At 73.4% G+C, this 26,715-nt stretch carries 25 protein-coding genes; 14 read left to right on the forward strand and 11 right to left on the reverse strand.

The genetic code is table 11. The features are described from left to right. The first annotated feature begins 3 nt into the window (after positions 1-3). On the forward strand, positions 4-927 hold the full coding sequence (locus DFQ13_RS09730; protein WP_110079721.1) for an aldo/keto reductase: 924 nt from the start codon (positions 4-6) through the stop codon (positions 925-927). 208 nt (positions 928-1,135) lie between these two features. On the opposite strand, the gene DFQ13_RS09735 is transcribed toward DFQ13_RS09730, so the two are convergent. The 5 genes from DFQ13_RS09735 to DFQ13_RS09755 are packed head-to-tail and all read right to left on the reverse strand — an operon-like array spanning position 1,136 to position 5,427. Continuing rightward, positions 1,136-1,588, reverse strand: a complete 453-nt coding sequence (locus DFQ13_RS09735) for a flavodoxin family protein (RefSeq protein WP_110079538.1) — start codon at positions 1,586-1,588, stop codon at positions 1,136-1,138. A 48-nt stretch (positions 1,589-1,636) separates the two neighbouring features. Next, entirely contained in the window at positions 1,637-3,298 is a 1,662-nt protein-coding gene (locus DFQ13_RS09740; protein WP_110079539.1) for a phospho-sugar mutase, read from the reverse strand. After that, a complete protein-coding gene (locus DFQ13_RS09745; RefSeq protein ID WP_052021380.1) occupies positions 3,295-4,101 on the reverse strand; it encodes a purine-nucleoside phosphorylase in 807 nt (268 codons plus the stop codon). Before DFQ13_RS09745 ends, DFQ13_RS09740 begins: the two co-directional genes overlap by 4 nt. Positions 4,102-4,111: 10 nt before the next feature. Then, complete coding sequence (locus DFQ13_RS09750) at positions 4,112-4,537, reverse strand: ABA4-like family protein (RefSeq protein ID WP_035284723.1); 426 nt, start codon at positions 4,535-4,537, stop codon at positions 4,112-4,114. Next, positions 4,534-5,427, reverse strand: coding sequence for a hypothetical protein (locus tag DFQ13_RS09755; protein WP_110079540.1), 894 nt, complete (start codon positions 5,425-5,427; stop codon positions 4,534-4,536). The genes DFQ13_RS09750 and DFQ13_RS09755 overlap by 4 nt, the downstream gene beginning before the upstream one ends. 92 nt (positions 5,428-5,519) lie before the next feature. On the opposite strand from DFQ13_RS09755, the gene DFQ13_RS09760 reads away from it, so the two are divergent. Then, complete coding sequence (locus tag DFQ13_RS09760; protein ID WP_110079541.1) at positions 5,520-6,149, forward strand: MerR family transcriptional regulator; 630 nt, start codon at positions 5,520-5,522, stop codon at positions 6,147-6,149. Positions 6,150-6,328: 179 nt separating this feature from the next. Continuing rightward, positions 6,329-8,170 carry an acyl-CoA dehydrogenase family protein gene (locus DFQ13_RS09765; protein ID WP_110079542.1) on the forward strand — a complete coding sequence of 614 codons (1,842 nt, stop codon included), beginning with the start codon at positions 6,329-6,331 and terminating at the stop codon, positions 8,168-8,170. A 35-nt stretch (positions 8,171-8,205) separates the two neighbouring features. On the opposite strand, the gene DFQ13_RS09770 is transcribed toward DFQ13_RS09765, so the two are convergent. Further along, the gene (locus DFQ13_RS09770; protein WP_110079543.1) at positions 8,206-9,873 is read right to left on the reverse strand and encodes a serine/threonine-protein kinase; all 1,668 of its coding nucleotides are present in this window, start codon (positions 9,871-9,873) and stop codon (positions 8,206-8,208) included. 154 nt (positions 9,874-10,027) lie between these two features. Here DFQ13_RS09770 and DFQ13_RS09775 point away from each other — a divergent pair, with 154 nt between their 5' ends. The 5 genes from DFQ13_RS09775 (at position 10,028) to DFQ13_RS09795 (ending at position 16,868) form a co-directional block, all read left to right on the forward strand. Continuing rightward, positions 10,028-11,911, forward strand: a complete 1,884-nt coding sequence (locus DFQ13_RS09775) for a methylmalonyl-CoA mutase family protein (protein ID WP_110079544.1) — start codon at positions 10,028-10,030, stop codon at positions 11,909-11,911. Next, positions 11,908-14,091: a methylmalonyl-CoA mutase gene (scpA, locus tag DFQ13_RS09780; protein ID WP_110079545.1), complete on the forward strand. Its 2,184-nt coding sequence runs from the start codon at positions 11,908-11,910 to the stop codon at positions 14,089-14,091. The genes DFQ13_RS09775 and scpA overlap by 4 nt, the downstream gene beginning before the upstream one ends. Next, entirely contained in the window at positions 14,084-15,082 is a 999-nt protein-coding gene (meaB, locus tag DFQ13_RS09785) for a methylmalonyl Co-A mutase-associated GTPase MeaB (RefSeq protein ID WP_110079546.1), read from the forward strand. Before scpA ends, meaB begins: the two co-directional genes overlap by 8 nt. Before the next feature lie 46 nt (positions 15,083-15,128). Continuing rightward, positions 15,129-15,377 (forward strand): hypothetical protein, encoded by a 249-nt coding sequence (locus tag DFQ13_RS09790; protein ID WP_035284729.1) that lies wholly within the window; start codon positions 15,129-15,131, stop codon positions 15,375-15,377. 198 nt (positions 15,378-15,575) lie between these two features. Further along, positions 15,576-16,868 carry an amidohydrolase gene (locus DFQ13_RS09795; RefSeq protein WP_181399905.1) on the forward strand — a complete coding sequence of 431 codons (1,293 nt, stop codon included), beginning with the start codon at positions 15,576-15,578 and terminating at the stop codon, positions 16,866-16,868. Positions 16,869-16,886: 18 nt separating this feature from the next. On the opposite strand, the gene DFQ13_RS09800 is transcribed toward DFQ13_RS09795, so the two are convergent. Together DFQ13_RS09800 and DFQ13_RS09805 are read right to left on the reverse strand one after the other, a co-directional pair. Next, on the reverse strand, positions 16,887-17,426 hold the full coding sequence (locus DFQ13_RS09800) for an AMIN-like domain-containing (lipo)protein (protein WP_219994345.1): 540 nt from the start codon (positions 17,424-17,426) through the stop codon (positions 16,887-16,889). 36 nt (positions 17,427-17,462) lie between these two features. Continuing rightward, a complete protein-coding gene (locus DFQ13_RS09805) occupies positions 17,463-17,921 on the reverse strand; it encodes a gamma-glutamylcyclotransferase (RefSeq protein ID WP_035284736.1) in 459 nt (152 codons plus the stop codon). A gap of 151 nt (positions 17,922-18,072) precedes the next feature. On the opposite strand from DFQ13_RS09805, the gene DFQ13_RS09810 reads away from it, so the two are divergent. From DFQ13_RS09810 to DFQ13_RS33690, 4 genes are all read left to right on the forward strand, one after another. Then, entirely contained in the window at positions 18,073-19,473 is a 1,401-nt protein-coding gene (locus tag DFQ13_RS09810; protein ID WP_110079547.1) for an NAD(P)H-quinone dehydrogenase, read from the forward strand. A 3-nt stretch (positions 19,474-19,476) separates the two neighbouring features. Beyond that, positions 19,477-19,953, forward strand: a complete 477-nt coding sequence (locus DFQ13_RS09815; protein ID WP_110079548.1) for a YfbM family protein — start codon at positions 19,477-19,479, stop codon at positions 19,951-19,953. Between the two features lie 366 nt (positions 19,954-20,319). Next, positions 20,320-20,805: a DUF4190 domain-containing protein gene (locus tag DFQ13_RS09820; protein ID WP_110079549.1), complete on the forward strand. Its 486-nt coding sequence runs from the start codon at positions 20,320-20,322 to the stop codon at positions 20,803-20,805. 122 nt (positions 20,806-20,927) lie between these two features. Beyond that, the gene (locus DFQ13_RS33690; protein WP_110079550.1) at positions 20,928-21,497 is read left to right on the forward strand and encodes a hypothetical protein; all 570 of its coding nucleotides are present in this window, start codon (positions 20,928-20,930) and stop codon (positions 21,495-21,497) included. A gap of 45 nt (positions 21,498-21,542) precedes the next feature. Here DFQ13_RS33690 and DFQ13_RS09830 read toward each other — a convergent pair whose 3' ends face one another. Then, positions 21,543-21,890: a hypothetical protein gene (locus DFQ13_RS09830; protein ID WP_146241184.1), complete on the reverse strand. Its 348-nt coding sequence runs from the start codon at positions 21,888-21,890 to the stop codon at positions 21,543-21,545. 24 nt (positions 21,891-21,914) lie between these two features. Between DFQ13_RS09830 and DFQ13_RS09835 the strand changes: the two genes are divergently transcribed. Then, a complete protein-coding gene (locus DFQ13_RS09835) occupies positions 21,915-22,196 on the forward strand; it encodes a hypothetical protein (protein ID WP_110079552.1) in 282 nt (93 codons plus the stop codon). A 3-nt stretch (positions 22,197-22,199) separates the two neighbouring features. On the opposite strand, the gene glpK is transcribed toward DFQ13_RS09835, so the two are convergent. Together glpK and DFQ13_RS09845 are read right to left on the reverse strand one after the other, a co-directional pair. Next, positions 22,200-23,714 (reverse strand): glycerol kinase GlpK, encoded by a 1,515-nt coding sequence (glpK, locus tag DFQ13_RS09840; protein WP_035284750.1) that lies wholly within the window; start codon positions 23,712-23,714, stop codon positions 22,200-22,202. Positions 23,715-23,761: 47 nt separating this feature from the next. Next, positions 23,762-24,508 (reverse strand): MIP/aquaporin family protein, encoded by a 747-nt coding sequence (locus tag DFQ13_RS09845; RefSeq protein WP_084175906.1) that lies wholly within the window; start codon positions 24,506-24,508, stop codon positions 23,762-23,764. A gap of 226 nt (positions 24,509-24,734) precedes the next feature. Between DFQ13_RS09845 and DFQ13_RS09850 the strand changes: the two genes are divergently transcribed. Beyond that, complete coding sequence (locus tag DFQ13_RS09850) at positions 24,735-26,486, forward strand: glycerol-3-phosphate dehydrogenase/oxidase (protein WP_035284751.1); 1,752 nt, start codon at positions 24,735-24,737, stop codon at positions 26,484-26,486. Positions 26,487-26,715 lie beyond the last annotated feature (229 nt).

Consider the following 26,715-nt stretch of genomic DNA (forward strand, 5'->3'; position numbering starts at 1 on the left):
TGCATGGGCATGAGCGACTTCTACGGCGGCGGAGACGACACCGAGTCGACCGCGACCATCCACGCCGCCCTCGACGCCGGGGTCACCCTGCTCGACACCTCGGACATGTACGGCCCGCACACCAACGAGGTGCTGGTCGGCAAGGCCGTCGCGGGCCGCCGCGACGAGGTCGTGCTGGCCACGAAGTTCGGCATCTCGCGCGACCCGGACGACCCGTCGAAGCGCCGCGTCCGCGGCGACGCGGCCTACGTCCGGGAGGCGTGCGAGGCGTCGCTGACCCGGCTCGGCGTCGACCACATCGACCTGTACTACCAGCACCGGGTCGACCCGTCGGTGCCGATCGAGGAGACCGTGGGCGCCATGGCCGAGCTGGTGGCCGCGGGCAAGGTGCGCCACCTGGGGCTGTCCGAGGCGGGCGCGGGGACCATCCGCCGGGCGGTCGCGGTGCACCCGATCGCCGCGCTGCAGACCGAGTGGTCGCTGTGGTCGCGCGAGATCGAGGACGAGATCCTCGGCACCTGCCGCGAACTCGGCGTCGGCGTCGTGCCCTACTCCCCGCTCGGCCGCGGGTTCCTGGCGGGCCGGTTCGCCACCGCCGCCGACGTCGCCGAGGGCGACACGCGCGGGACGCACCCGAGGTTCACCGGGGAGAACCTGGAGAAGAACCAGGCGATCGTGGCGGCGCTGCGCTCGCTGGCCGCCGAACGCGGGGTCACCGCGGGTCAACTGGCGCTGGCGTGGGTGCAGTCGCGGGGCGAGGACGTGGTCCCGATCCCGGGGACCAAGCGGCGCGCGTACCTGGCGGAGAACGTGGCGGCGGCGTCGATCGAACTGTCGGCCGAGGACTTGGCCGCCATCGAGGCGGCCGTCCCGGCCGCGGCCGGGACCCGCTACCCGGAGGCCGCCATGGGACAACTGGGGATCTGACCGGACCCGGTGTGGCGGGTTCCTCCGCGGTGGGGGCATCACCGCGAAGGAACACCGTCCACACCCCCCGAGCCGGGTCTGTGACGGCTCAACGATCGCCTCTGCCCAGCGCATCGCATTCCGCGGCGGTCCTGTTTCGCCTGTTCGCCGGGCTGTTCGCTCCGTGTCCCGTCCGATTCGGACAGTGACCCGGCCGGGCGGTCCAGGCTCAGCCGAGCAGGGTCGCCGCCGTCGTCGCACCCAACTCCCAGCACCGCCGCAACGCCTGCTTGTCCGGCTCCCCGCGCACCACGACCCCCTCGGCGACGGGTGTCCACCCGAGACCCTTGGCGATCGACTCGACCGAGCGCACCGCGCCCTCGGTGCCCTGGTTGCCGTGCACGTAGAACCCGAACGGCGTCCCCTTGGCCGAATCCAGCACCGGGTAGTACACGGTGTCGAAGAAGTGCTTGAGGGCACCGGACATGTAGCCGATGTTCGCGGGGGTGCCGAGGACCAACCCGTCCGCTGACAGGACGTCCGACGCGGTCGCGGACAGGGCCGGGCGCTTGACGACCTCGACCTCGGTCAGTTCCGGGTCGTTCGCCCCGGACACGACGGCCTCGAACATCGCGTGCAGCGCGGGGGACGGGGTGTGGTGGACGATCAGCAGCCTGGGCACCGGTCCAGGCTGCCGACCTTCCCGTGGCGCGGCAACGCGAGCCTGGTCTCAGGCCAGGAGCGCGGAGACCTCCGCCGCCAGGGCGTCGAGGGTGCGGGTGGCCGACGCCCTGGCGTCGGGGAGGGCGTCGGGCGACGGGACCGGGGCCACGACTTCCAGGTACGCCTTGATCTTCGGTTCGGTGCCGGAGGGGCGGACGATCACCCGGGTACCGGGGCCGGTGTAGCGCAGGACGTCGGCCCGGGGCCGGAGGTCCTCGGCGGTGACCGGTGTGCCCGCGAAGGCCGTGGGCGGGGTGGCGCGCAGGGACGCCATCAGCTCCGCGATCCGGTTGAGGTCGGTCACCCGCACCGAGAGCTGGCGGGTCAGGTGGACGCCGTGCGCCACCGCCAGGTCGTCCAGGGCGTCGAGGGGCGTCCGGCCCGCGGCGCGGAGGGTGGCGGTGAGGTCGCAGGCGAGGACCGCGGCGGAGATGCCGTCCTTGTCCCGGACGGTGTCCGGGTCGACGCACAGGCCCAGGGCCTCCTCGTAGGCGAAGACCAGGCCGGTGCCGTGGCCGTCGCCCGCCCGGACGAGCCACTTGAAGCCGGTGAGGGTGGCGTCGTGGCGGGCGCCGTGGGCGGCGGCGATCGAGGCGAGCTGGGAGGAGGAGACGATCGTGGTGGCCACCAGCGGGTCCGCCGCGCGGGCCTCGGGGGGCAGCGTGGCGAGGACGTGGGAGCCCAGCAGGACACCGGTCTCGTCGCCGGTGAGCATCCGCCAGCCGTCGGCGGTGGGGACGCCGACGGCGCAGCGGTCGGCGTCGGGGTCGAGGGCGATGGCCAGGTCGGCGCCGACCTCGGCGGCCTTGGCCAGGAGCAGGTCGGTGGCCCCCGGCTCCTCCGGGTTGGGGAAGCCGACGGTGGGGAAGTCGGGGTCGGGCCGGGCCTGCTCGGCGACCACGCTGACGTCGACGAAGCCCGCCCGGTTCAGCGCCAGGGCCAGCGGCCCCGCGCCCACCCCGTGCAGGGCGGTCGCGGCGACCCGGAGTTCGCGGGCGGTGCCGCGCGGCAGCGCCGCGGCCCGGTCCAGGTAGGACTCCAGCACCTCGTCGCCGAGGGAGGTCCAGTCGGGGGAGCGGGGGACGGACACCGCGGCGGGGGCGGCGGCGATGGCCGCCTCGATCTCGCGGTCGGCGGGGGGCACCAGTTGCGCGCCCGCGTCGAGGTAGAGCTTGTAGCCGTTGTCGGCGGGCGGGTTGTGCGACGCGGTGATCTGCACGCCCGCGACCGCGCCCAGGGAGCGGACGGCGTAGGCCAGGACCGGGGTGGGCAGCGGCTGCGGCAGCACCCGCACGTCGAACCCGGCCGCGGCCAGCACCCCGGCGGTGTCGGCGCAGAAGGACTCCGAGCCGTGCCGGGCGTCCCGGCCGACCACGACGACCCCGCCGCCGTGGCCGCCCGCGGTCAGCCAGGCGGCGAGGCCCGCGGTGGTGCGGATGACCACGGCGCGGTTCATGCCGTTCGGGCCCGCGCGCACCGGCCCGCGCAGGCCCGCCGTGCCGAAGGTCAGCGGACCGGAGAGGCGGTCGGCCAGTTCGTCGACCGCCTCCGCGCTGCCGCCCATGGCCGAGGCCAGGACCTTTTGCAGCTCCAGCTTGCTGTCCGGGTCGGGGTCGTCGGCGAGCCAGCGGTAGGCGCGGTCGCGCAGGTCCGGGCCGAGGCGGGTCACGAGCGGGCGACCAGCTCGCGCAGCAGCCCGCCCATCCGACTGGCCGCGGCGCGACCCGCCTCCAGCACCTCCAGGTGGTTGAGCGGCTCCCCGGTGATGCCCGCGGCGAGGTTCGTCACCAGCGACAGCCCGAAGACCTCCACGCCCAGCGCGCGGGCGGCGATGGCCTCCAGGACCGTCGACATGCCGACCAGGTCGGCGCCCAGCACGCGGAGCATGCCGATCTCCGCTGGCGTCTCGAAGTGCGGGCCGGGCAGCCCGGCGTAGACGCCCTCGACCAGGGTCGGGTCGATCTCGCGGGCCAGGGCGCGCAGCCGGGGCGAGTACAGGTCGGTCAGGTCGACGAAGTTCGCCCCCACCAGCGGCGACGACGCGGTCAGGTTGAGGTGGTCGCTGATCAGCACCGGCTGGCCGACCGCGATGCCCTCCTTGAGGCAGCCCGCGGCGTTGGTCAGCAGCACCGACCGCACGCCCGCCGCGGCGGCGGTGCGGATCGCGTGCACGGCCCTGGCGATGCCGAAGCCCTCGTAGACGTGCGTGCGACCGAGGACGACCAGCACCCGCTTGTCCCCGACGGCGACCGAGCGGATGGTGCCGCCGTGGCCGACCGCGGTCGGCGCCAGGAAGCCGGGCAGCTCGGCCACCGGCACCTCGGCGTCGGCGGTGCCCAGTTCGTCGGCGGCGGGCCGCCAGCCGGAGCCCAGGACGACGGCCAGGTCGTGGCGGTCGTGCCCGGTGCGCTCGGCGAGTGCCTTCGCGGCCTGTTCGGCGAAGCCCTGCGGGTCAGCATCGATCTCGGTCACGCGCGGCAGCCTACGCGGATCGCCCGCCCAGCCACCGGCGTGACGCGAGGTAGAGCGGCAGCCCGATCGGGGACAGCAGCACGGTGAGCACCAGCAGCGGCGCCATGATCAGCGGGTGCGCGTCCCGCTCCCGCGAGTCGAGGTACACCCACCGGCCGAGGAACAGGTCCCAGGCGATGATCTGCGCCCACAGGGCGGCCAGGCCGCGGTCGTCCCGGACGAACTCCACCAGCCCGTCGAGCGTGGGCCGCAGCACCAGCGACACCAGGTCCGGGAAGACCGGCACGGCCAGGAACAGCCACACCACCAGCACCGGCAGCACGATCAGCGGTGAGGCGACGATCCTCCGCGTCCACCCCCAGCGCGGCGCGGCGATCATCAGCAGCCAGAACGGCGCGGCCAGGTAGAACGACAGGTCGAACAGCAACGAGGTCATGCGCACACCGCTTCCCTGCGGGGCAGCGCGCTCGCCGCCACACCGACGATCAACAACACGTAGGCGCCCACGGTCAGGGCGTCCGGGTCGAGCAGTGCCTGCCCGCGCAACGCCTGCCAGGTCACCAGGACGGTCAGGCCGAGCGCGCCCGCGCCCGCGGTGGCCACCAGCCGCAGCCGGACCGGCGTGGCGAGGCGGCGGGTGAGGTAGGCGACCAGCGGCAGCGCTTGCAGGGCGTGCATCCCGACGAAGTGCCCGACGCGCAGGTCACCCGCGACGGTGCTCCACCCGGTCAGCGCCATCCCCGGGCCGCCGTCCGGCGCGCCGACGGTGTGCGCCCCGGAGATCCCGTCGACACCGGAGGGCTGCACCAGCATCAACACGCCCACGAGCATCCCGACCAGCGCGATCGCCATGCCGAGCCGGATCGCCAGGAGTTCCGGGGCGGGCGCCAACCGCTGCGCGCCGACCTTCAGCGACAGGAACAGGGTGCCCACCCACAGCACGACGACGGTCACCCCCATCACGTTGAACAGGGCGGCGTTCAGCGGGGTCGAGACGTTGAAGTGGCTGCCCACGCCGCGGACGGCCGCCGCCACGATGATCACCATCTCCACGGCCGACGCGCCGACCAGGACCGTCCCGACCCGGCCCAGCGCGCGCGGCGGGTTCGGGTGCAGCGACAGCAGCCACGCCCAGGTCAGGCTGTAGGCGACGAACGACAGGGCGAACTTGAGCGGTTTGAGCCAGATCGGCGCCCCGAACAGGACGCGGTCGTCGACCACGAGCCCCAGCACGGCGACCACCGCCAGGGCGGCCATCACCCCGGTGAACACCAGCAGTGGTCGGTGCCGGTGCCTGATCCGTACTCCTCGCGCGGGCAAGGTCATCGCGGTCCCCCTCAGAACCAGAATGGATAGCGGTACTCGCTACTATCGATAAGTACACTATCCGTGTCAAGGGGCAACCGGAGCGGAGAGACGTGCGGATCGCGGAACTGAGCAGGCGCAGCGGGGTCGCCGTGGCGACGATCAAGTACTACCTGCGCGAAGGCGTGCTGCCCCCCGGCGAGCGCACCAGTCCCAACCAGGCCAGCTACGACGACACCCACGTGCACCGGCTGCGCCTGGTGCGCGCCCTGGTCGACGTGGGCGGCCTGTCGATCGCCGCGGTGCGCGACGTGCTGGAGACCGTCGACGCCCCGGACCCCGCCGTCGGCAAGACCCTCGGCACCGTGCAGCTCGCGGTCTTCCGGTCCCCACCACCCACCGACGACCCCGCCCGCGCCGCCGCCGAGGAAGCGGTGGCCACCCTGATCGACACCCTCGGCTGGAACTGCCCACCCGACCACCCGGCGGCCCAGGCCCTGGTGGGCGTGCTGGTCACCGCCGGATCACTGGGCCACGAGCGGCTGGTCGAGGTGCTGCCCCGCTACGCCGCCGCCTGCGCCGCGGTCGCCGAGTCCGACCTGGACTACCTCGACGGCGCCGCCAGCCTCGACGAGCGGCTGGAGAGCGTGGTCGTCGGCATCGTCCTCGGCGACTCCGCCCTCGCCGCCCTGCGCCGCCTGGCCCAGGTCAACGAGGCCCTCAAGCGCTACCCCGAGCCCTAGCCGCGCCCGGCCACCGGTCCCGGCGGCTCCGTCGCCCCGCCCGTGAAACCGCACCTTCGGGTGATCTTCATGCCGATCGCGCAACGTCGTGCGCGCTCCGCCGATGATCGTCCAGGACGACCGGTCCACACCGCGCCGGATCAGCGGCGCGACCGGCCCACGGGGAAGGGGACCACGGCATGGACCGCCACCGCCGTGAGCTGACGCGCCTGTTGTTCGATGGGGACGCGGGGGCGGAGCACGGGTTCTGGCGCCGCCTCGTGGCCGACCCGCGCCTGCACCAGGACCGCCGGGGCACCGCGGCCGAGCAGACCGCGGCGACCTACGACCAGCTCCGCCTGCTCAACCGCGAGGTCGACCCGGTCGCGCTGGCGGGGAACCCGCGCGGGCTGGCCGCCATGCACGAGTGGATCGCCGCAGCGAACGGGCCGCTGACCGTCGTCGCGGGCATCCATTACAACCTGTTCCTGGGCAGCCTGCTCGACCACGACCGGCACGAGCGGCGGTCGCCGCACGAGTTCGCCCCGATGGAGCGGATCGGCACCTTCCTGTGCACCGAACTGGGCCACGGCAACGACGCCGCCCGGTTGGAGACCACCGCCACCCACGACGCGGACACCGGCGCGTTCACCCTGCACACCCCCGGCGCCGCCGCGCAGAAGTTCATGCCCAACACCGGTCCCGCGGGCGGCCCCAAGAGCGCGGTCGTCGCGGCCCGCCTGCTGGCGGGCGGCGAGGACCGCGGCGTCTTCCTGTTCCTGGTCCCGCTGAGCGACGCCGGGGGCACGCTGCCCGGCGTCACCGTCCGCCCCCTGCCCGCGCGCCCCGGCAGCCCGGTCGACCACTGCCTGACCTCGTTCGACCGGGTCCGGCTGCCGGGCTCCGCCCTGCTGACCGGCGCGCACGGCAGGCTGGACGCCCGCGGCCGGTTCACCAGCTCCCTGGGCAGCAGCCGCAAGCGCTTCCTCGCGAGCATCGGCCGGGTCACCACCGGCAAGCTGTGCATGAGCGCCTGCGCGCTCGGCACGGCCCGCACGGCGGTGACCGTCGCCATCCGCTACAGCGGGCACCGCCACGTCGCGGGTGCCCGCGCGGGCACCCGCACGCCGGTCTGGGAGCACCGCAGCCACCACGGCCCGCTGGTCGAGGCCCTGGTCACCTGCTACGCCATGACCGCGCTGCACCGGACCGCCGTGCTGCGGTGGGCGGACCACGACCCGGCCGACGCCGAGGACACCGCCGACGCCGAGCGGCTGGTCGCCATCACCAAGGGCTGGACGACCTGGCAGGCCCGCGCCGTGGCCACCGAGTGCCGCGAGCGCTGCGGGGCGCAGGGGCTGCTGCCGGTCAACGGCCTCAGCGCCCTCGCCGCCGACCTGGACGGCGCGATCACCGCCGAGGGCGACAACACCGCCCTGTGGGCCAAGGCGGGCGCCGAACTCCTGCTCGCGGCCGCCGACCCGCCCCGCCCGGCGGGCGCCCGCCACCTCGACGACCCCGACCACCTCGGGTGGTTGCTGCACGCGGTCGAGCGCCGCCTGCTCGCCACCGGTCGCACGCGGCTGCGCGGTGCGACCGCGGGCGGCCTGCGCCGCTGGAACGCCGCCGCGCCGCACGCCCTCGCGGCGGTGACCGCGCGCGCCGAGCGCCTCGCAGCCGCCGCCCTGCTGGGGTGGGCCCAGCGCGCCGCCGACCCGACCGCCGCCCGCGTGCTGCACTCGGCGCACCGGCTGTTCAGCCTGCGCCGCCTCCAGGCGCACAGCGGAACCCTGCTCGCCGCGGGCGACCTGGACCCCGAGCAGGTCCACACCCTGCCCGACCTGGTCGAGGACGCCATCGCCGACCTCGTCGGACCCGCCCGGACCATGGTCGACGCCTTCGACCTGCCGGAGGAACTGCTCGCCGCCCGGCCCATCGCGGGCCCGGACTACCAGGACGCGTTCGACGACCCGGGAGCGCACTGGCACCGGTCGGCGGAAGCGGACGAGGTGCTGGGAGCGGGCGTGGGTGCCCTGGTCTGAGGTGGGCCGCCGCCCGCGGTGGCGGGAACCGCGGTTCAGCCGGTGACCTTGAAGCCCGGGGCGACCTGGGTGAACAGCATCCGCTGACCCGAGTCCTCCTGCTCGATCGGCACCGACACGCCGACCACCCACAGGTCCGCGCCGACCGTGACCAGGGAGGCGAAGTTCGACCGGATCAGCGGTGCCGCGCTCGGCGCGGTCCGGGTGCCCTGGGCGCTGTCGGCGGTGCGGTAGGTGACCTGCCGCGGGCCCTCCCCGTCCGGTTGCGGTCCGCCGACGAGCTGATAGCCGGGGCTCTGCCCGGCCAGTGCCCGCAGGTACTCCGGCAGCGTGCTCTCGCCGGAGAAGCCCGCGTAGCGCTCCACCGTCACCTGGGACCCGCCGTCGGGGGAGACCCAGTGCACCCGGGTGCTGTCCGGCAGTCCGGTGGTGCGGCGCGGTTCGACGAACTTGACCCAGCCCTCCGGCACCGGCACGGAGAACGCCGCGCCCTGGGTGCCCGCCAGCGGTGAGGCGTCGGCGGCGCGCGGCACGAGCTGCCGGACCGGCGCCGTGGGCGCGGGCACCGTCGAGGTGGTCGTCACCGGTGGCGCGAGCGGGGCCCCGCCCGCCACCCGGACCAGGGTGAACCCGCCCGTCGCCGCCGCCGCGAACAGCACCGCCGCGACCGCGCCGAGCGCGACCGTCGCGGCCAACCCCCGGTGCCCGCGCCTCGGGGTGCCCTCGAACGGCAGCGGGCCCGGCACCGCCGCCAGCGGGGCGCTCACCTCGCTCTGCGGGGTCGGCGCCCCGACCGGCTCGGTGACCACCGTGGGCCGCTCCAGCTCCCGCACCGGGATGGCCAGCTCGTCGAACACCCGGTCGCCGGGGCCGGGCAGCAGCGGGTGCAGCAGCTCGCGGACCCGGTCCAGCGGCAGCCGGGCGGCCGGGTCCTTCACCATCAGCCCGGTGATCACCTCGCGCAGCGGGCCGTCGTACTCCGGTTGCGGCACCTCGCCGTCGACCACCGCGGCCAGGGTGGCCACGACCTGCCCGTCCGGGTCGTACGGGGCGTGCCCGTCGACCGCGGCGAACAGGGTGGCGCCCAGCCCCCACAGGTCCGCGCGCGGGGTGACGTTCCCGCCCGCGGCGATCTCCGGGGCGATGTAGGCCGGTGAGCCGAGCATCACCCCGGACTTGGTCAGCGTGCGCTCGGAGACGTTGCGGGCGATGCCGAAGTCGGTGAGCTTGACCCGCCCGTCCGGTCCGACCAGGACGTTGCCCGGCTTGACGTCGCGGTGGGTGATCCCGGCCTCGTGCGCGGCCTGCAACCCGGCGGCGACCGCGTCGCCGACCACCGCGGCCCGCGCGGTGCCCATCGGGCCGTGGTCGCGCAGCAGCTCGGCCAGGCTGACCGAGGGCACGTACTCCATCACCACGAACGGCTCGCCGTCCTCCTGGGCGACGTCGTGCAGGGTGACCACGTTCGGGTGCGACACCACGGCGATGGCCCGCGCCTCGCGCAGGGTCCGCTCGCGCAGCTCGTCGGCCTCGCGGGCGGGCATCCCCGGCGGCAGCCGCACCTCCTTGACGGCCACGTTGCGGCGGAGGAACTCGTCGTAGGCCGCCCACACCGTGCCCATCGACCCTTGGCCGAGCAGGCCGCCCAGCCGGTAGCGGCCCGCGATCAGCCGCTCACCCTCGTTCTCCGCCACGCGGCCCATTGTGGAGCACCCGGCGCCCGGCCGGGGCGGGAAGTGTGCGCCCGTGACAAAGGGGTGCTCACGAACCGCACCACACCAGGCGTTTGTCAACCGCGACCAGGTTCACAGCGTTGCCACCTGGTGTTGAGCACCGGTTTCCGTAGCATTGCGGGTCATGACACCCCCCTCCGCGCCGCGGGCCGAGCCGGACGAGCTGACGCTGGCCGGTGAGTTCGCCGAGGCCGCCCGAGAGCAGTGGCAGGAGCTCGTCGCGGGCGTCCTGCGCAAGTCGAACGCGGTGCCGGAGGGCTTCGACGAGTCGGTCGAGTCGCTGCTGTCCACCCGCACCTACGACGGTGTGACGCTCGCCCCGCTCTACACCGCCGAGGACACCGCTCCGCCCGCCGGGTTCCCCGGTCTGCCGCCGTTCACCCGCGGCGGCCGTCCGGAGGGGAACGTCGCGGGCGGGTGGGACGTGCGCCAGCGGCACGCCGACCCGGACCCGGCGGCCACCGCGAAGGCCGTGCTGTCGGACCTGGAGAACGGCGTCACCTCGCTGTGGCTGGTGCTCGGCGGGTCCGGCCTGCCGATCGCCTCCCTCGGCGACGTGCTCTCCGAGGTCTACCTGGACCTGGCCCCGGTCACCCTGGAGGCGGGGGCGGACTTCCGCGCCGCCGCCGGGGAACTGCTGCGGGTGCACACCGACAAGGGCATCCCGGCCAGCGAGGTCAAGGGCAACCTCGGCGCCGACCCGATCGGCCTGCACGCGCGCACCGGCTCCGGCGCCGACCTGCTCGGCGACGCCGCCGCGCTGGCCGCCGACACCGCCCGGCACCCGCTGCTGCGGGCCATCACCGTCGACGGCACCCCGTACCACCGCGCGGGCGGGTCGGACGCGGAGGAACTCGGCGCCGCGCTCGCCTCCGGCGTCGCCTACCTGCGGGCGCTGACCGAGGCCGGGCTCGACGTCGACACCGCCGCGGCCCGGCTGGAGTTCCGCTACGCCGCCACCGCCGACCAGTTCCTCACCATCGCCAAGCTGCGCGCCGCGCGCCGGTTGTGGGCCAGGGTCGCCGAGGTCAGCGGCATCTCGGCGGGAGCGGCCGCGCAGCGCCAGCACGCGGTCGGCAGCCCGGCCATGCAGACCCGCCGCGACCCGTGGGTGAACATGCTGCGCAGCACGCTGGCCTGCTTCGGCGCGGGGGTCGGCGGCGCGGACGCGGTCACCGTGCTCCCGTTCGACGCCGCGCTCGGCCTGCCCGACGCCTTCGCCAGGCGCATCGCCCGCAACACCCAGTCGGTGCTGCTGGAGGAGTCCAAACTGGCCGGTGTGATCGACCCGGCGGGCGGCTCCTGGTACGTGGAGCGGCTCTCCGACGAGCTGGCCAAGGCCGCGTGGTCCTGGTTCACCGAGATCGAGCGCGCGGGCGGGATCGTCGCCGCCCTGGACTCCGGCCTGGTCGGCGACCGGCTCGCGGCCACCTGGGCGGCCCGCTCGGCCAACCTGGCCACCCGGGCGGACGCGATCACCGGGGTCAGCGAGTTCCCGAACCTCGCCGAGAAGGCCGTGGTCCGCACCCCGGAACCGGCCGAGCCCGGCGGCGGCCTGCCCGCGGTCCGCTACGCCGAGGCCTACGAGGAGCTGCGCGACCGCTCCGACCGGGTCCTCGCCGAGACCGGCGCCCGCCCCAGGGTCTTCCTCGCCACGCTCGGCCCGGTCGCCGCGCACAACGCGCGCGCCGGGTTCGCCGCCAACCTGTTCCAGGCGGGCGGCGTCGAGACCGTGACCGGCGGGGTGATCTCCGACGCGGAGACCGCCGCCGCCCGCTTCGCCGAGAGCGGCGCCACCATCGCCTGCCTCTGCGGATCAGACAGGTCCTACACCGAGCTGGCAGGCCCGGTGATCGAGGCGCTGCGCGGCGACGCCACCCGGTTGCTGCTGGCGGGCAAGCCGTCCGACGAGCACCTGCGCTCCGGTGTGGACGATTTCGTGTTCACCGGCTGCGACGCGCTGACGGTGCTGCGCACCACGCTGGAGACGTTGGGAGTCCCCGCATGAGCATCCCCGATTTCTCCGCCGTCGACCTCGGCGAGCCGGTCTCCCCGACCCCGGCCGACTGGCAGAAGGCGCTCGACGAGTCCACCGGCAAGGGCGCCGACGCCCTGGCCTGGGAGACCCCGGAGGGCATCGGCGTCAAGCCGGTCTACACCGCCGAGGACACCGCGGGCCTGGACTTCCTGGGCACCTACCCGGGCATCGCCCCGTACCTGCGCGGGCCGTACCCGACGATGTACGTCAACCAGCCGTGGACCATCCGCCAGTACGCCGGGTTCTCCACCGCCGAGGAGTCCAACGCCTTCTACCGGCGCAACCTCGCCGCCGGTCAGAAGGGGCTGTCGGTTGCCTTCGACCTGGCCACCCACCGCGGCTACGACTCCGACCACCCCCGGGTGGCCGGCGACGTGGGCATGGCGGGCGTGGCCATCGACTCCATCTACGACATGCGCCAGCTCTTCGACGGCATCCCGCTGGACAAGATGTCCGTTTCGATGACCATGAACGGCGCGGTGCTGCCGGTGCTGGCGCTCTACGTCGTCGCGGCCGAGGAGCAGGGGGTGACGCCGGACAAGCTCGCGGGGACCATCCAGAACGACATCCTCAAGGAGTTCATGGTCCGCAACACCTACATCTACCCGCCGCGGCCGTCGATGCGGATCATCTCCGACATCTTCTCCTTCACCTCCCAGCACATGCCGAAGTACAACTCCATCTCCATCTCCGGCTACCACATGCAGGAGGCCGGGGCGACCGCCGACCTGGAGCTGGCCTACACCCTGGCCGACGGCGTGGAGTACATCCGGGCGGGTCGCGAGGCCGGGCTGGACGTGGACCGGTTCGCGCCGCGGCTGTCGTTCTTCTGGGCGATCGGCATGAACTTCTTCATGGAGGTCGCCAAGATGCGCGCGGCCCGGCTGCTGTGGGCCAAGCTGGTCAAGCAGTTCGAGCCGAAGTCGTCGAAGTCGCTGAGCCTGCGCACGCACTGCCAGACCTCCGGCTGGTCGCTGACCGCCCAGGACGTCTACAACAACGTCATCCGCACCTGCGTCGAGGCCATGGCCGCCACCCAGGGGCACACCCAGTCGCTGCACACCAACGCCCTCGACGAGGCGCTGGCGCTGCCGACGGACTTCTCCGCGCGCATCGCCCGCAACACCCAGCTCCTGCTGCAGCAGGAGTCCGGCACCACCCGGGTGATCGACCCGTGGGGCGGCAGCTCGTTCGTCGAGCGGCTGACCTACGACCTGGCCCGCAAGGCGTGGGGCCACATCAGCGAGGTGGAGGCCGCGGGCGGCATGGCGCAGGCCATCGACGCGGGCATCCCCAAGCTGCGGATCGAGGAGGCCGCCGCGCGCACCCAGGCGCGCATCGACTCCGGTCGCCAGCCGGTCATCGGCGTCAACAAGTACCGCGTGGACGAAGACGAGCAGATCGACGTGCTCAAGGTGGACAACGCCGGGGTGCGCGCCCAGCAGCTCGAGAAGCTGCGGCGGCTGCGCGAGGAGCGCGACAACGACGCGGTGCAGGGCAGGCTCGACGCGCTCACCCGGGCCGCCGACGCCGACGGCAACCTGCTGGAGCTGGCCATCGACGCGGCCCGCGCCAAGGCCACCGTCGGGGAGATCTCCGAGGCGCTGGGCAAGGTCTGGGGCCGCCACGCCGCGCAGATCCGCACGATCTCCGGCGTCTACCGGGACGAGGTGGGAGCCGGGGTGTCCAACGTGGACGGTGCGCGGGCGGTCGTGGACGCGTTCGCCGAGGCCGAGGGGCGCCGCCCGCGCATCCTGGTCGCCAAGATGGGCCAGGACGGGCACGACCGCGGCCAGAAGGTGATCGCCACCGCGTTCGCCGACCTCGGCTTCGACGTCGACGTGGGCCCGCTGTTCTCCACCCCCGGCGAGGTCGCGCGCCAGGCCGTCGAGGCCGACGTGCACATCGTCGGGGTCAACTCCCTCGCCGCCGGGCACCTGACGCTGGTGCCCGCGCTGCGCGAGGAGCTGGCCGGGCTGGGCCGCGACGACATCATGATCGTCGTCGGCGGGGTCATCCCGCCGCAGGACTTCGACGAGCTGCGGGCCGCGGGCGCGGCGGCGATCTTCCCGCCGGGCACCGTGATCGCCGACGCCGCCGCCGAGCTGCTGCGCAAGCTCGGCGATCAGCACGGGTACGAGCTTGGCTAGGCTGCCCAACCTGGATTCGCTGGTCAAGGGCGTGCTGGCCGGGGACAGGGCCCTGCTGTCGCGGGCCATCACCCTGGTGGAGTCCCGGCGGGCCGACCACCGCGCGCTCGCCCAGGAGCTGCTCGTCGAGCTGCTCCCGCACGCGGGCGGCGCGCACCGGGTCGGCATCACCGGGGTCCCCGGCGTCGGCAAGTCGACCTTCATCGACGCGCTCGGCACCAACCTGACCGGCGCGGGCAGGCGGGTCGCGGTGCTGGCCGTCGACCCGTCCTCGACCCGGACCGGCGGCAGCATCCTGGGCGACAAGACCAGGATGCAGCGGCTGGCGGTGGACCCGGCCGCCTTCGTCCGCCCCTCGCCCACCTCCGGCACGCTCGGCGGCGTCGCCCAGGCCACCCGCGAGACCATCGTGCTGATGGAGGCGGCGGGCTTCGACACCGTGCTGGTGGAGACCGTCGGCGTCGGGCAGTCGGAGACGACCGTGGCCAACATGGTCGACTGCTTCCTGTTCCTCACCCTCGCCCGCACCGGCGACCAGCTCCAGGGCATCAAGAAGGGCGTGCTGGAGCTGGCCGACGTCATCGCGGTCAACAAGGCCGACGGCGAGCACGCCCGCGACGCGCAGAAGGCGGCCCGCGAGCTGGCCGGGGCGCTGCGGCTGCTGCGCTCGCCGGAGGCCACCTGGACACCGCCGGTGCTGACGTGCAGCGGCCAGGAGAACCTGGGGCTGGACACGCTGTGGGAGCAGGTCGAGCAGCACCACGAGGTCCTCGACGGGTCCGGTGAGCTGGCCGAGAAGCGGCGCACCCAGCAGGTCGACTGGACCTGGTCGATGGTCCACGACACCCTGCTGTCGCGGCTGCGTGAGCACCCGGCGGTCCGCGCGCTCACCCCGTCGGTCGAACGGCGGGTGCGCGACGGCGAACTGACCGCCACCCTGGCCGCGCAGAAGATCCTTTCGGCCTTCGCGGAGCGTGAGCGGTCCGACTAACCTGGTGGTCGTCCCGTTACGCTCCCGACCCTGGAGGCAGGCCCCCATGGCCGTCCGCGCGACCAAGCTGCTGCTCGCGGTGTTCGTCGTGTTCCTGCTCGGCGCCGCGCCCGCCGGTGCGAGCGCCCTCGCCCAGCCGCCGACGACGACGACCGCCCCGGCCGGACCGGTGATCGACGCGCCCAGCGAGGCCGACACGGCCAAGACCCGCAACAACCTGATCATCGGCGCGGTCGCGGTGGTGCTGCTCGGCATCGTCATCTACGGCAACCGGAAGCGGGCCAAGAAGAAGTAGCGGCGGTTCGGCTCAGCGGACGCCCGGTCGACTTGATCATCGAATTCGGTCTCACCGAAGCCGGTCGCCCGCTCGGCGCAGCGCGCGGACCGCGGACCGCGCCGGGGTGGGCGAGGACACGGTGCCCGGACCGGATGGGGCAGGATCGTCCCCGATGGACACCGCAGCCCAAGCCCAGTACACCGTCGGAGGGATCGCGTGACCGTGCTGTACTCGCGCCCCGACCTGCCCGCGGACGACGACTCCGGGACACCGGGAGGTGATCCCGCTGTGCTGATCTCCCCGAGTGGGGTCAGTATGCCCCCTGTGGAGGATCTCGGAGCGGGCCGCGGCCCCGACTGGCTCGACGGGTGGCTGGCCGCCAACTCCGGCGACGTGCTCGCCTGGTTCCGCCACCTGCACGCCAACCCGGAGCTGTCCCGGCAGGAGTTCGCCACCACCGAACTGGTCGCGGGCCTGCTCAAGTCGGCGGGCCTGCAACCGCAGGTCCTGCCCGGCGGCACCGGCCTGGTCTGCGACATCGGCACCGGCGGGCGCTGCGTCGCGCTGCGCGCCGACATGGACGCGCTGCCGATGACCGAGGCCACCGGCCTGCCGCACGCGGCCACCGAGCCCGGCGCCTGCCACGCCTGCGGCCACGACGCGCACACCACGATCCTGCTGGCCACCGCGCTGGCGCTGGCGAGCGCGCCGGAGCTGCCCGGCCGCATCCGGCTGATCTTCCAGCCCGCCGAGGAGGTCATGCCCGGCGGCGCCCTGGAGGTCATCGACGCGGGCGGCCTCGACGGCGTCGACCGGATCTTCGGCCTGCACTGCGACCCGAGGCTGGAGGTCGGCAGGGTCGGCACCCGGGTCGGCGCCATCACCTCCGCGACGGACCTGCTGGAGCTGCACCTCACCTCCCCCGGCGGCCACACCTCCCGCCCGCACCTCACCGCCGACCTGGTGCACGCCCTCGGCACGGTCATCACCGGCCTGCCCGCGCTGCTGTCGCGCCGCGTCGACCCCCGCTCCGGCACCGTCCTGGTGTGGGGCGCGGTGCACGCCGGCGAGGCGCCCAACGCCGTCCCGCGCGAGGGCCTGCTGCGCGGCACCCTGCGCACCGGCGACCACTCGATCTGGGCCGAGCTGGAACCGCTGGTCGCGGGCCTGGTGCAGTCGCTGCTGGTGCCCACCGGCGTCGGCTACGACCTGCACCACCGCCGCGGCGTCCCGCCGGTGCTCAACGACGCGGACAGCACCGAGATCCTGGACAACGCCGTCGTCGCCGCCCTCGGCGAGGGGGCGCTCACCACCACCAACCAGTCCAGCGGCGGCGAGGACTTCGGCTGGTACCTGCAGCACCGTGCGGGCTCGTTCATGCGCCTGGGCGTCTGGCCGGGCGAGGGCCCGATGCGCGACCTGCACCAGCCCACGTTCCAGCTCGACGAGCGCGCCCTGCTCACCGGCGTGCGGGTGATGACGCACACCGCGCTGGCGGCGCTCGCCTGAGCCGTTCCGCCCGGGCGGTCACCACTGGTGGGCGACGTCCACCACGAGCCGAGGCGGGTCGCTGAGCACCAGCACCCGGAACGGCAGCCGCGCGCGGACACCCACGCCGAGGCCGGTCTGGCCCTCGAACGAGCCCGCCCACGCCACCTGCCGCAGCGTCGGCAGGCCGGTCGCGTCCACCAGCTCGGCTCGGTTCGCCGGGAGGTAGGTGGGGTTCCCGGCGTCGTCGTACGCCGGGTTCTCCGCGACGACCTGGAGGAAGGCGCCACCGCGCAGGGGGACCGGGTTGCCGGTGGGGTCCTCGAAGACCTCCGGCACGTACCTGACGTGGTAGCCGCTGGTGGCGCTCACGTCGAGCACCAGGCGGTCGAAGCACGGCTGGGTGCCCGCGCGGACACCGGTCAGCGGCCCGTACGCGGTGGCCGGGGCGTCCTTCGGCCCGGAACCCCAGGTGATCCCGCAGTACGGGGTCGCCGCGGTGGCGGTGGTGGCGGGTAAGAGCGCGGCGGCGGCGGCGGTCGCGGCCACCAGGGCGATGCGGAAGGCGTTTCGTCTCATACCCGACAAGACGTGCGACCCTCGCCCTGGGTTGTGTCAGCTCGTGGCGGGACCGATCCCGCTGCACGGTCGGATGCGCAGGTCGGCCACGTAGTCCGCGGGCGCCCCGGCGGCCTCCGCCGCGTCGGCCATCACGCCCAGGTAGCGGGCCGAGGGCAGACCGCCCTCGTAGGCGGCCAGCACGTACAGCCAGGCCAGCACCGACCCCTCCAACGTCTGCACCCGCAACCGGATCTTGGAGTGCAGCCCCAGCTCGGAGCCCTCCCACCGGTCCAGGTCCTGCTCGTCGTCGGTGACGTCGTAGAGCACGACGAACACCTGCGAGTCCGGGTCCTCGACGATGGTGGCCAGCGCGCCCTCCCAGCCGATGTCCTCACCGCCGAAGGTCAGCCGCCAGCCCACCAGCCAGCCGGTGCCCGCCATCGGCGAGTGCGGGGCACGTTCCATCATCTGGCCCGGGTCCATGTTCGACCCGTAGGCGGCGTAGAGCGGCACGCCGACAGCCTAGCGACGATGGCGCCGAACGCCAGGCAGCCGCGCGGTGGATCACCATTTCGCGGCCACCCGCCGCGGCCCCGCGACCGCCCGCATATGGTGTTCGCGGACGTCAGCGCCGTTTTTGTCAGCACGTGCGAAGGAGGACCTGGTGACCCGGATCGTGATCATGGGTGGGGGTCCGGCCGGTTATGAGGCCGCCTTGGTCGCCGCGCAGCACGGGGCAGAGGTCACCGTGGTCGAGCGCGAGGGCCTCGGCGGCGCCTGCGTGCTCTACGACTGCGTGCCGTCGAAGACCTTCATCGCCTCCGCCAGCGCCCGGGTCGCCTTCCGCGGCGCCGACGAACTCGGCATCGGCGTGGACGACGTGGACTCCACCGTGCACCTGCCGGTCGTCCGCGGCCGGGTCCGCGGCCTGGCGCTGGCGCAGTCCGCCGACGTCCGCAACCGGGTGCAGCGCGAGGGCGTGCGGGTGGTGCACGGGGAGGCCCGCTTCTGCGACCCGCACACCGGCATGGCCAGCCACCGGGTGCGCATCGAGTCCCGCGGCGAGTCCGAGGTGGTCGAGGCCGACGTGGTGCTGGTCGCCACCGGGGCCACCCCCCGGGTCATCCCCGGCGCGGAGCCGGACGGCAAGCGGGTGCTGGACTGGCGCCAGATCTACGACCTGGAGGAACTGCCCGAGCACCTGGTGGTGGTCGGCTCCGGGGTCACCGGCGCCGAGTTCGCCTCCGCGTTCATCGAGATGGGCGTGAAGGTCACCGTCATCTCCAGCCGCGACCGGGTGCTGCCGCACGAGGACGCCGACGCCGCCGCGGTGCTGGAGGACGTGTTCGCCGAGCGCGGCACCACCCTGGTCAAGCACGCCCGCGCGGAGCGCATCGACCGCGACGGCACCGGGGTCACCGTGCACCTCAAGGGCGGCGAGGTCGTGCGGGGCAGCCACGCGCTGATGACCGTCGGGTCCATCCCCAACACCGACGACATCGGCCTGGACAAGATCGGCCTCGCCCCGGGCGACGGCGGCTTCCTCAAGGTCGACCGGGTCTCGCGGACCGGCGTCCCCGGCGTCTACGCGGCGGGCGACTGCACCGGCGTGCTCATGCTGGCGTCCGTCGCGGCCATGCAGGGCCGCATCGCCATGTGGCACGCGCTCGGCGAGGGGGTGGCCCCGATCAAGCTCAAGACCGTCGCGGCGAACGTGTTCACCCACCCGGAGATCGCCACCGTCGGCATCAACCAGCAGGCCATCGACGCGGGCACGGTCCCCGCGCGCACCGTCATGCTGCCGCTGGCCACCAACGCCAGGGCCAAGATGGAGGGCCTGCGCCGCGGCTTCGTGAAGCTGTTCTGCCGCCCGGCCACCGGGGTGGTCATCGGCGGGGTGATCGTGGCGCCGCGGGCGAGCGAGCTGATCCTGCCCATCGCGCTGGCCGTGCAGAACCAGTTGACGGTGGACGACCTGGCGCTGACCTTCTCGGTCTACCCGTCGCTGTCGGGGTCGATCACCGAGGCGGGCCGCCAGCTCATGCGCCACGACGACCTGGACTGACCCATGGGGATGATCGGCCACTACGTCCGCCTGCCCGCGCCGGACGTCGACCGCGCCCGGTCCGACCGCGGCTGGGTGCTCGGCCTGTTCCACGACCCGGCGTACGCCGACCGGGTCCTCGACACGGACAAGGCCTGGCACGGCGTCCAGTTCCTGCTGGAGCGCTCGGGTGCGCCGGTGGACCCGGTGTTCGGCGGCGCGGAACTGGCGGGACCGCCCGGGACCGCACCGGAGGAAGCGGTGCTGCAGTTCCCGCCCACCCGAGTCGCGGCCATCGCCGCGCACCTGTCGGCGACGCCGTTCGACCTGCTCGCCGCCCACTTCGACCCGGCGGAACTCACCGGTGCGGGCGTCTACCCGATGGCCTGGGAGGACCCGGAAGAGGACCTCGCCTACCTCGGCGGCGCCTACCGGGGACTGGTTGAGCTGTTCACCGCGGCGGCGGCCGGGGGCGACACTGTGTTGTTGTGGATCGGCTGACCGTCGCCGAGAGTTGCCATTTTTAGCAAGATCGGGTGAAAGAGATCGACTAGTCTGGTCACCACCGGATGGAAGCGGTACTCATAGTGGTCCTGTTGCGCCACAGGTCGTGCTGGAGGCCACCATGTCTGCTCGGTCGGAGTGCCCGGAGTGCCTGGGATCGGGCCTCGCCCCGAACCGCCGCGATTTCTGCCCGCGCTGTGGGGGGATCGGCCAGGTCCCGAAGAGCGTGTCTGAGCGTGAAACGCTGCGCCCCGGATGCCGATGAAGTGGACGATCACCGCCACCCGACCGGAGCAGCGCCGTAACGCAGGGCGCCACTCTCGCGACTGATGGTAGCGAACCACCAGCAGAGAGGCGCCCACCATGAGCCACCCGCACCCGGACTCGACCCCCGCCCAGCCCCACTCGGAGCCGTTCCCGGCCCAAGCCCACTCGGAGCCGTTCCCGGCCCAAGCCCACTCGGAGCCGTTCCCCGCGCAGCCGTACGCGGAGCCCCACCCCGTGCAGGCCTACTCCGAGCCCTTCCCGGCGCAGGCCTACCCGCAGGCCCCGCCGCAGATGGCCGCCCCGATGATGGGCTACCACCAGATGGTGCCGCCGCAGAACGGCATCGGCACCGCGGGCTTCGTCACCGGCCTGCTCGGCCTGCTCTTCAGTTGGCTCGGCATCGTCGGCCTCATCCTGTGCATCATCGGCGTCTCCCTGTCCGGCGTCGGCATCTCCAAGGCCAACAAGGGCCAGGCGACCAACAAGGGCCTCGCCGTCGCGGGCCTGGTCTGCGGCGTCATCGGCCTCGCCATCGACGTCATCGTGATCATCGCGGTCGCCTCGGTGTTCGCCTCCGTCTAGGCGGCCCACCCGGGCGCCGTCCGGGGCGGCGGCCCTCCCGCCGCCCCGACACCCACCCCTCACGTTCCCGCCACGGTGCGCGATCATCCGGTGAAAGCCCCACGGCACCGGAGAGCGAACCTGTGAACCAGCCCCACCCCGGCCAGTACCCGGGTGTCCCACCCCAGTCGGGCCCCTTCCCCCAGCCGGGCCACCCGCAGGGGCCGCCCCCGCAGGGCGCCTACCCACCGCCGGGGTATCCGCCGCCGCCGGGGTACCCGCAGTCGGGCGGCTTCCCGCAGCCGGGTTTCCCGCAGCAGCCCGGTGGCCAGCCGCAGCCCGGGTACCCGCCGCAGCCCGGTCACTTCCCCCAGGGCGGGCCGCAGTACCCGCCGCAGTGGGGGCCCGGCCACCCGCAGCAGTACGGCCGGTACCCGGGTGGTCCGATGCCCGCCCCGGTCAACGTCCACGCGTTCGTCGGGCTCGGGTGCACCGGGCTGGGGATGGTGTTCCTGCTCCTCCTGCCGGTCTCGACGGTCTTCACCCTCGCCCTCCTGCCCGTGGGCGTGGTGTTCTCCAGCATCGGCCTGGTGAAGGCGAACAAGGGCGCCATGGGCAACAAGACGCTGGCCATCGCCGCCTTCGCCGTGAGCATCCTGGCCGTGCTGGTGATCCTGGTCCTGATCCTGGTGAACGTTCTCGTGCGCCTCTAGGTCCGGTTCGCGTCCCGCCCCTCACGTTCCCACCACGGTGCGCGATCATCCGGTGAAAGCCCCACGGCACCGGAGAGCGAACCTGTGAACCAGCCCCACCCCGGCCAGTACCCGGGTGTCCCACCAGCCGGGATCTTCCCCCAGCCGGGCCACCCCCAGGGACCACCCCAACAGGGTGGCCACCCGCCGCCTGGGTACCCGCAGTCGGGTGGCTTCCCGCAGCCGGGTTTCCCGCAGCAGCCCGGTGGTCAGCCGCAGCCCGGATTCCCGCCGCCCGGCCACCCGCCGCCGGGCGGTCACCCGCAGCAGCAGCCGCCGCCCGGGTACCCGCCGCAGCAGTACGGCCCGCCGCAGTTCCACGGCAGGCACCCGGGTGGCTCGCCGCAGCCCCACGGCCAGTACCCGGGCGGGCCGCCGGTGCCGCTGCCGCGCAACACCCACGCTTTCACCTCGCTCGGGCTCTCCGGTGCGAGCGCGCTCCTGGTGCTGCTGGGCCTGGTGATCCGCCTCGGTGACACCTTGTCCGCGCTGGGCTCGCTGTGCTGGATCGCGGGCCTGGTGTTTTCGATCATCGGTGTGGTGAAGGCCAGGAAGGGCGCGATGGGCGACCGGGCCTCGGCCACCGCGGCCCTCGTCGTGAGCATCGTGCTGACCCTGGCCCTCATCGCCCTGAGCGTCGTCGAGGCGGTCCTGCGCTGACGGTCAGTCGTCGTCCTCGACCCAGTCGAAGGTGCGGGTGACGGCCTTCTTCCACTTCGTGAAGGTCTTCTCCCGCTCCGCCTCGTCCAGCGACGGGGTCCACTCCTTGTCCTTGGCCCAGTTGTTGCGGATGTCGTCCTCGCCCGCCCAGAAGCCGACCGCGAGGCCCGCGGCGTAGGCGGCGCCGAGGGCGGTGGTCTCCGCAACCACCGGGCGGATGACCGGCACGCCCAGGATGTCGGCCTGGAACTGCATCAGCAGCTCGTTGACCACCATCCCGCCGTCGACCTTCAGCGACTTGAGGGGGACGCCGGAGTCGGCGTTCATCGCCTCGATCACCTCGCGGCTCTGGTAGGCCGTGGCCTCCAGGACCGCGCGGGCCAGGTGGCCCTTGTTGATGTAGCGGGTGAGGCCGACGATCGCGCCGCGCGCGTCCGAGCGCCAGTAGGGGGCGAACAGCCCGGAGAAGGCGGGGACGAAGTAGCAGCCGCCGTTGTCGTCCACCGAGCGGGCGTGGTCCTCGATCTCGGCGGCGCTGCCGATCATGCCCAGGTTGTCGCGAATCCACTGCACCAGGGAGCCGGTGACCGCGATCGAGCCCTCCAGCGCGTACACCGGGGCGTTGTCGCCGATCTTGTAGCAGACCGTGGTGAGCAGGCCGTTCTCGCTCATCACCTGCTCGGTTCCGGTGTTGAGCAGCACGAAGTTGCCGGTGCCGTAGGTGTTCTTGGCCTCGCCCGGCGACAGGCAGGCCTGGCCGAAGGTGGCCGCCTGCTGGTCGCCCAGGATGCCCGCGATGGGCACGCCCGCCAGCGCGCCGCGCTCGCGCACCTTGCCGTAGACCTCCGAGGAGGAGCGGATCTCCGGCAGCATCGACAGCGGGATGCCCATCTCCGCGGCGATGTCGGCGTCCCAGGACAGGGTGGACAGGTCCATCAGCAGCGTGCGGGAGGCGTTGGTGGGGTCGGTGACGTGCAGGCCGCCGTCGACGCCGCCGGTCATGTTCCACAGCACCCAGGTGTCCATGTTGCCGAACAGCAGCTCGCCCGCCTCGGCCCGCTCCCGGGCGCCCTCGACGTTGTCGAGAATCCACTTGACCTTGGGGCCGGAGAAGTAGGTGGCCAGCGGCAGCCCCGTCTTCTGCCGGTAGCGCTCCTGGCCGCCGCCCAGGTTGCCCAGTTCGGTGGCGATCCGGTCGGTGCGGGTGTCCTGCCAGACGATGGCGTTGTGGACCGGCTCGCCGGTCTTGCGGTCCCACACCACCGCGGTCTCGCGCTGGTTGGTGATGCCCACCGCGGCGATGTCGGCCGCGGTCAGGTCGGCCTTGGCCAGCGCGCCCGCGGCCACCGCCCTGGTGTTCTCCCACACCTCGGCCGGGTTGTGCTCGACCCACCCCGCCCTGGGGAAGATCTGCTCGTGTTCGCGCTGGTCGACCGCGACCACCTCGCCCGCGTGGCTGAAGATCATGCAGCGGGTGGAGGTGGTGCCCTGGTCGATCGCGGCGACGTACGTGGTCATCTGCTGGATCAGCCTTTCAGTCGCTCAGGAGGAGGACGGTCTCTCGGTCAGGCGGCCTGGGGCAAGACCTGGAACAGCAGGCCCGCCAGCACCGCGCCGACGAGCGGCCCCACCACCGGCACCCAGGAGTACCCCCAGTCGGCGCTGCCCTTGCCCTTGATCGGCAGCACCGCGTAGGCCAGGCGCGGGCCGAGGTCGCGCGCCGGGTTGATGGCGTAGCCGGTGGGGCCGCCGAGGGAGTTGCCGATGCCGATGACCACGAACATCACCGCCGCGTAGCCCAGCGCGCCGTTGCCGAAGGCGGGCACGCCACCCTCCCCGGCCTTGGCCGCCGGGGAGGTCAGGACCCACAGGACCAGCACGAAGGTGCCGATGACCTCGGTGAGCACGTTCCACGGCAGGTTCCGCACGGTGGGCCCGGTGGCGAAGATGCCCAGGGTGCCCTCCGGCTCGTCGTGGTCGTCGAACTGGAGCTTGTAGGTCAGCCAGCACAGCACGGCGCCGAGGAAGGCGCCCACCAGTTCACCGATCAGGTACGCCGGGACGTCGCCCCAGGGCAGCTTGCCCGCGCTGAGCAGTCCGACGGTGACCGCCGGGTTCAGGTGCGCCCCGGTGGGCGCGGCGATGCTGGCACCGATGAACACGGCCATGCCCCAGCCCATGTTGACCAGCAGCCAGCCGCCCTGGAACCCGAGCGACTTGCGCAGCACCGTGTTGGCGACGACACCGCAGCCGAGCAGCGTCAGCGCGGCGGTGCCCATCAACTCCCAGAGGACGATCTCCCCGAAACCCACCGACCGGACTCCCCTCGACGGGGGCGGCCCACATGCCAAACCGGTCGGGCCGGCCGCGGTGCCTACCCTGAGCGAGACCGGACGTTACCGCCAAGTACGGGCCGCTGTCCATGGCACGTGTGGCGCTCTGCACTGCTTTCGCCAGGAGGATTGCGCGCGGGGTGCGCGTGTCGCGGGTAGCGTTGGCGATGTCCGATTCCGATGGCGGGAGAGCAGGAGCCAGACCATGGCCGACGAGCCGACCAGCCGGTCCACACCGGACACCGACGCCGGTGGCCTCGGCCCCGCCGACCGCGCCGAGGCGTGGCGCAGGCTGGGTTCGGAGACCTTCGACGTGGTGGTGGTCGGCGGTGGCGTCGTCGGCGCCGGTGCCGCGCTCGACGCCGCGACCCGCGGTCTGCGGGTGGCCCTGGTCGAGGCCCGCGACCTCGCCTCCGGCACGTCCAGCCGCTCCAGCAAGCTGTTCCACGGCGGACTGCGCTACCTGGAGCAACTGGAGTTCGGGTTGGTCCGCGAGGCGCTGCGGGAGCGGGAGCTGATGCTGACCCGGCTCGCCCCGCACCTGGTGAAGCCGGTGAGCTTCCTGTACCCGCTGCGCCACCGGGTGTGGGAGCGCCCGTACACCGCCGCCGGGCTGTTCCTCTACGACTCCATGGGCGGCGCCCGCTCGGTGCCCGGGCAGAAGCACCTCACCCGCGCGGGCGCGCTGCGGCTGATCCCGTCGCTCAAGCGGGACGCCCTGATCGGCGGCATCCGCTACTACGACGCGCAGGCCGACGACGCCCGGCACACGATGACGGTCGCGCGCACGGCCGCGCACTACGGCGCCGTGGTCCGCACCTCCACCCAGGTGGTCGACTTCCTGCACGAGGCCGACCGGGTCACCGGGGTCCGGGTGCGCGACGCCGAGGGCGGCGAGTCGGTCGACGTGCGGGCCGGGGTGGTCATCAACTGCACCGGCGTGTGGACCGACGAGTTGCAGCGCGCCTCCGGGTCGCGCGGGCGGTTCCGGGTCCGGGCGAGCAAGGGCGTGCACATCGTCGTGCCCCGGGACCGGATCGTCGCCGAGGACACCGGGCTCATCCTGCGCACGGAGAAGTCGGTGCTGTTCGTCATCCCGTGGCGCAACCACTGGATCGTGGGCACGACCGACACGGACTGGAACCTCGACCTGGCCCACCCGGCGGCGACGAAGAAGGACATCGACTACATCCTCGACCACGTCAACTCGGTGCTGGCCACGCCACTGACGCACGACGACATCGAAGGCGTGTACGCGGGCCTGCGGCCGCTGCTGGCCGGGGAGAGCGAGGAGAGTTCCAAGCTCTCCCGCGAGCACGCCGTGGCCCGGGTAGCCCCCGGCCTGGTCGCCATCGCCGGGGGCAAGTACACGACCTACCGGGTCATGGCCGCCGACGCGGTCGACGCCGCAGCGGTCGACCTGCCCGGGCGGCTGCGACCCTCGATCACCGACCAGGTTCCGCTGCTGGGCGCCGACGGGTACCACGCGCTGGTCAACCAGGCGGACCTGCTGGCCGCCCGGCACGGGGTGCACCCGTACCGGGTGCGGCACCTGCTGGACCGGTACGGGTCGCTGGTGCACGAGGTGCTGGCGCTCGCCGAGTCCGACCCGGACCTGCTGAAGCCGGTGGAGGAGGCGCCCGACTACCTGCGGGCTGAGATCGTCTACGCGGCCAGCCACGAGGGGGCGCTGCACCTGGAGGACGCGTTGGCTCGGCGGACGCGGATCTCCATCGAGTACCCGCACCGGGGGATTGCCTGCGCGGAGCAGGTGGCCGGGTTGATGGGCGGGGTGCTCGGGTGGGACGAGGCTGAGCGGAAGCGGGAAGTGGAGATCTACCTGGCTCGGGTGGAGGCTGAGCGGGATTCGCAGACGCTGCCGGGGGATGAGGCCGCGGATGCGACCCGGTCTGCCGCGCCCGAGTCCCGGCCGTACCTGCTGGAGCCGGTGATCTAGCGGGCTGCGGGGATCGCGGCGGGTCTGCTCTGGCCTGGGCTTTGGGTCCGGGGCGGTGGGTCCTCGTGGCGGTGTTTTCGAGCCCAGGATCTTGGTGTGCCCGGTCGTTTCTTCAAGCCGCGGTCGTTTGTCGTTGTGGTGCCCGGCTGGGTGGATGTGTTTGGCCGGGGCCCCTATGGCGATCATGTGCTCCAGTGTGACCGGGTGGGGCTGAAAAGATGCCCCACCG

Origin of the sequence: Actinokineospora spheciospongiae, assembly GCF_003182415.1 — a bacterium.
Classification (GTDB): Bacteria; Actinomycetota; Actinomycetes; order Mycobacteriales; family Pseudonocardiaceae; genus Actinokineospora; species Actinokineospora spheciospongiae.